The sequence below is a fragment of the Streptomyces sp. NPDC004561 genome, assembly GCF_053602155.1.
Window position 1 is genome coordinate 1 of record NZ_JBSGDB010000611.1, and the last position, 4,646, is coordinate 4,646.

The window sequence follows — 4,646 nt, forward strand, 5'->3', positions numbered from 1 at the left end:
GTCAAGCCTTGGTAAGGTTCTTCGCGTTGCGTCGAATTAAGCCACATGCTCCGCTGCTTGTGCGGGCCCCCGTCAATTCCATGTGCCCTCGCGGGGGGGCAGCTCCTCGCGCGGCGGTGGCGTCCCCTCGCGCCCGGGTGCTTCACGCACCGGCAGCGGGAGCCGTCCCGCTCCACGGGGTGCGAGACGGCCGGCGCCGCGTACGACGGGGAGCGGGCTCAGGCCGGCCAATCCGCGGCTGCTGCGGCAGCGGCTGTTCGTGTTCGTCGTGGTGACGCTGCTCGTGGCGCTCGGCATCGCGGTGGCGCAGGGCTGCCAGGGCCCGGCCCGCGGCCTCGGCGGCGACGGAGTACGGCCCCAGCGGCAGGCGCCGGCGGAGCACCGGACGGTCGCCGTGGGCGCGCCGGTGTCCGAGCGGTACGAGCCGACGCGTAGTGCCGGCGCCGGGGAGTAGGAGCCCCTCGGGGGTTCAGGACCGCGGCCGGCCACCGGCGACGGCGTAGAAGGCGACCGCCGCGGCAGCGCCCACGTTGAGCGAGTCCACGCCGTGGGACATGGGGATGCGCACCCATTCGTCGGCGGCGACCAGGGCCTGGGTGGACAGGCCGTCGCCCTCGGCGCCGAGCATGAGCGCCACCCGGTCCATCCGGTGCGGGGCGGCCTCGTCCAGGGTGCGCGCCTTCTCGTCCGGGGTGAGCGCGAGGAGCGTGAAGCCGGCCTCGCGGACCTGGTCCAGTCCCTTGGGCCAGGTCTCCAGGCGCGCGTACGGCACCGAGAACACCGCGCCCATCGAGACCTTGACGCTGCGCCGGTACAGCGGGTCGGCGCAGTCGGGCGAGAGCAGGACCGCGTCCATGCCGAGGGCCGCCGCCGAGCGGAAGATGGCGCCGATGTTGGTGTGGTCGTTGACCGACTCCATGACGACCACCCGGCGGGCGGAGCGCAGCAGTTCGGTGGCGGTCGGCAGCGGCTTGCGCTGCATGGAGGCGAGGGCGCCGCGGTGGACGTGGTAGCCGGTGACCCGCTCGGCGAGCTCCGGGCTCACGGCGTACACCGGGGCCGGGAGTTCGTCGATGACGTCGCGCATGACGTCGAGCCACTTGGCCGAGAGCAGCATGGAGCGCATCTCGTAGCCCGCTTCCTTGGCCCTGCGGATGACCTTCTCGCCCTCGGCGATGAACAGGCCCTCGGCCGGCTCGCGCTTGCGGCGCAGTTCGACGTCGGTCAGGCCCGTGTAGTCACGTAGGCGCGGGTCGTCGGGATCCTCGACGGTGATGAGATCGGCCACAGGGTGATACTGCCTTGTCCTGGGTGTGGTGCCAACGGCTGGGAAGGGGTGCGTTACCCCGGGTTACGCGTGATCAAGCGGCAGGCTCGGGGCCGGCCTTCACGACCTCGCCGATGACGATGACCGCCGGGGGCCGCACGTCCTCGGCGCGTACGGTCGCGGCGACGGTGGCGAGGGTCGCGTCGACGCGGCGCTGCGCGGCCGTCGTACCCTCCTGCACCAGGGCGACCGGGGTGTCGGGCGACCTGCCGTGCGCGACGAGCGTCTCGGCGATCTTCCCGATCTTGTCGACGCCCATCAGGACGACGAGCGTGCCGGTGAGCTTGGCCAGCGACGGCCAGTCGACCAGCGAACGCTCGTCGTCGGGGGCGACATGGCCGCTGACCACGGTGAACTCATGGGCCACGCCCCGGTGGGTGACCGGGATGCCGGCCGCGCCCGGCACCGAGATCGAGCTGGAGATGCCCGGGACGACCGTGCAGGGGATGCCGGCCTCGGCGAGCGCCTGCACCTCCTCCATGCCCCGGCCGAAGACGAACGGGTCGCCCCCCTTGAGCCGGACCACCGACTTGCCCTGCTTGGCGTGTTCGATCAGCGCGTTGTTGATGGCCTCCTGGGCCATGTAACGGCCGTACGGGATCTTCGCCGCGTCGATCACCTCGACGTGCGGCGGGAGTTCGGCGAGCAGGTCGCGCGGGCCGAGCCGGTCGGCGATGACGACGTCCGCCTCGGCGAGCAGCCGGCGCCCGCGGACCGTGATCAGGTCGGGGTCGCCGGGGCCGCCGCCGACCAGGGCGACGCCGGGGGTGCGGGTGCGGTGGTGGGGTGCCACCAGGGTGCCGTCGCGCAGGCCCTCCACCACCGCGTCGCGGATGGCGGCGGTGTGGCGGGGATCGCGGCCACGCGCCTCGGTGGTGAGGACGGCGACGGTGACGCCCGCGCTGGTGCCGGTGGCCGGGGTCCACGCGGTGGCCTGGTCGGCGTCGTCGGAGCGGACGCACCAGACGCGGTGGCGCTCCGCCTCGGCGGAGGCGGCGGTGTTGGCCTCGGGGTCGCTGGTCGCGATGAGCGCGTACCAGGCGTCGGCGAGGTCGCCGTCCCGGTACGGGCGCCTGACCCAGGAGATCTCGCCCGTGTCCGCCATGGCCTCGACCGAGGGGGTCGCCCCGGGGGACACGAGCACGACGTCCGCGCCGGCCGCGATCAGTGCCGGCAGACGGCGCTGGGCCACCTGGCCGCCGCCGAGGACGACCACTCGGCGGCCGGAGAGGCGGAGGCCTACGGGGTAGGCGGGGTGTTCGGCCATGAGGGGCGGCTCCTCGTCCCGGCGATGCAGATGGGCGCTACGGCTCTGGAGCGGCCCTGACGTGCGCATTTTAGATGTGGGTTCAGCGTACGGGCGAGAGTGGGGCACCCGCGCGGCGCCTGTGCCCCACCCCCGGGCTACTTCTCGGTGACGCCCGCCGAATCGAACGTGGCCACCTCGTGCATCGCTCTCGCCGTGCTCTGCACCAGCGGCAGGGCCAGCAGCGCGCCCGTGCCCTCGCCGAGGCGGAGGTCGAGATCGACCAGGGGGCGCAGGCCCAGCTTGTTGAGCGCCGCCACATGGCCGGGCTCGGCGCTGCGGTGGCCGGCGATGCAGGCCGCGAGGACCTCGGGGGCGATGGCGCGGGCGACGAGGGCCGCGGCGCCGGCGCTGACGCCGTCCAGGATCACCGGGGTGCGCAGGGAGGCACCGCCCAGGAGCAGGCCCACCATCGCCGCGTGCTCGAAGCCGCCGATCGCGGCCAGCACGCCGACGGGGTCGGCCGGGTCCGGCTGGTGGAAGTCCAGGGCGCGGCGGACGACATCGGTCTTGCGGGCCAGCGTCTCGTCGTTGATGCCGGTGCCACGGCCGGTCACCTCGGCCGGGTCGGCGCCGGTGAAGACGGAGATCAGCGCGGCGGACGCCGTGGTGTTGGCGATGCCCATCTCGCCGGTGAGCAGCGCCTTGTTGCCGGCCGCCACCAGGTCGCGGGCGGTCTCGATGCCGACCTCGATGGCCGCCTTGGCCTCCTCGCGGGTCATCGCGGGGCCGGTGGTCATGTCGGAGGTGCCGCCGCGGATCTTGCGGGGCAGCAGGCCGGGGGTGGCGGGCAGGTCGCCGGCGACACCGACGTCCACGACGCACACCTCGGCGCCGACCTGGTTGGCGAAGGCGTTGCAGACCGCTCCCCCGCCGAGGAAGTTGGCCACCATCTGGGCGGTGACCTCCTGCGGCCAGGGGGTGACGCCCTGGGCGTGCACACCGTGGTCGCCCGCGAAGATCGCGACCGCGGCGGGCTCCGGGATCGGCGGCGGGCACTGCCGGGACAGCCCGGACAGCTGTGCGGAGATGATCTCCAGCATGCCGAGCGCGCCGGCCGGCTTGGTCATGCGCTTCTGGCGTTCCCAGGCCTCGCCGAGGGCTTTGGCGTCGAGCGGGCGGATCTGTGCGACGGTCTCGGCAAGCAGGTCGTGGGGTTCCTCTCCGGGCAGGGCGCGGCGGCCGTACGTCTCCTCGTGCACCACCCAGGACAGGGGGCGTCGCTTGGACCAGCCGGCCTGCATCAGCTCGGGCTCGTCCGGGAATTCGTCGACGTACCCGACGCACAGGTAGGCGATGATCTCCAGGTGCTCGGGCAGGCCGAGGGCGCGCACCATCTCGCGCTCGTCGAAGAAGCTGACCCAACCGACGCCGAGGCCCTCGGCGCGGGCGGCGAGCCAGAGGTTCTCGACCGCGAGCGCGGCGGAGTACGGCGCCATCTGCGGCTGGGTGTGGCGGCCGAGGGTGTGCCGGCCGCCGCGGGTGGGGTCGGCGGTGACGACGATGTTCACCGGGGTGTCGAGGATGGCCTCGATCTTCAGTTCCTTGAACTGCTTCGCCCGGCCCTTGGGCAGCGACTTCGCGTAAGCGTCGCGCTGGCGCATGGCCAGTTCGTGCATGGCGCGCCGGGTCTCGGCGGACCGGATGACCACGAAGTCCCAGGGCTGCGAGTGGCCCACGGAGGGCGCGGTGTGGGCGGCCTCCAGCACGCGGAGCAGCACCTCGTGCGGGATGGGGTCGCCGCGGAAGCCGTTGCGGATGTCGCGGCGCTCGCGCATCACCTTCAGGACGGCCTCGCGCTCGGCGTCGTCGTAGCCGGGCGCGGCCGGGCCGGCGGGCTGTCGTGCTTCTGCCACTGCGGCCGTGCTCTCTTCCTGGTCGGCGGCCCTGGTCTGCAGGTCCTCCGCGTGCTGTACGACATCGGGGGCGTGCTCGGCGTCCGGTACGGCGACCGGCTCGGCCTCGCGGGGGGCGGGCACCGTGGCCACCGGCTCCTGCGCGCCGTGCGGCTCC

4 protein-coding genes and 1 rRNA gene are annotated in these 4,646 nt (G+C 73.7%); 1 reads left to right on the plus strand and 4 read right to left on the minus strand.

Annotated features, from left to right (window positions below; translation table 11 throughout):
* Positions 1-82: ribosomal RNA gene (locus ACWEN3_RS41905) — 16S ribosomal RNA — on the minus strand; the annotation flags it as partial.
* A gap of 177 nt (positions 83-259) precedes the next feature.
* Here ACWEN3_RS41905 and ACWEN3_RS41910 point away from each other — a divergent pair.
* Entirely contained in the window at positions 260-454 is a 195-nt protein-coding gene (locus ACWEN3_RS41910) for a hypothetical protein (protein WP_452982628.1), read from the plus strand.
* A gap of 15 nt (positions 455-469) precedes the next feature.
* Here the strand turns inward: ACWEN3_RS41910 and ACWEN3_RS41915 are convergent, their stop codons facing one another.
* From ACWEN3_RS41915 to cobT, 3 genes are all read right to left on the minus strand, one after another.
* On the minus strand, positions 470-1,288 hold the full coding sequence (locus ACWEN3_RS41915; protein ID WP_452982631.1) for a TrmH family RNA methyltransferase: 819 nt from the start codon (positions 1,286-1,288) through the stop codon (positions 470-472).
* 73 nt (positions 1,289-1,361) lie between these two features.
* Positions 1,362-2,594 (minus strand): uroporphyrinogen-III C-methyltransferase, encoded by a 1,233-nt coding sequence (cobA, locus tag ACWEN3_RS41920; RefSeq protein WP_452982634.1) that lies wholly within the window; start codon positions 2,592-2,594, stop codon positions 1,362-1,364.
* 137 nt (positions 2,595-2,731) lie between these two features.
* Positions 2,732-4,646: nicotinate-nucleotide--dimethylbenzimidazole phosphoribosyltransferase (gene cobT / locus ACWEN3_RS41925; RefSeq protein WP_452982637.1), on the minus strand; the 1,915-nt coding region annotated here is incomplete at its 5' end.

Bases quoted from the DNA above. Each gene is read 5' to 3' on its own strand.
- cobA (WP_452982634.1), bottom strand. From the start codon at position 2,594: ATGGCCGAACACCCCGCCTACCCCGTAGGCCTCCGCCTCTCCGGCCGC.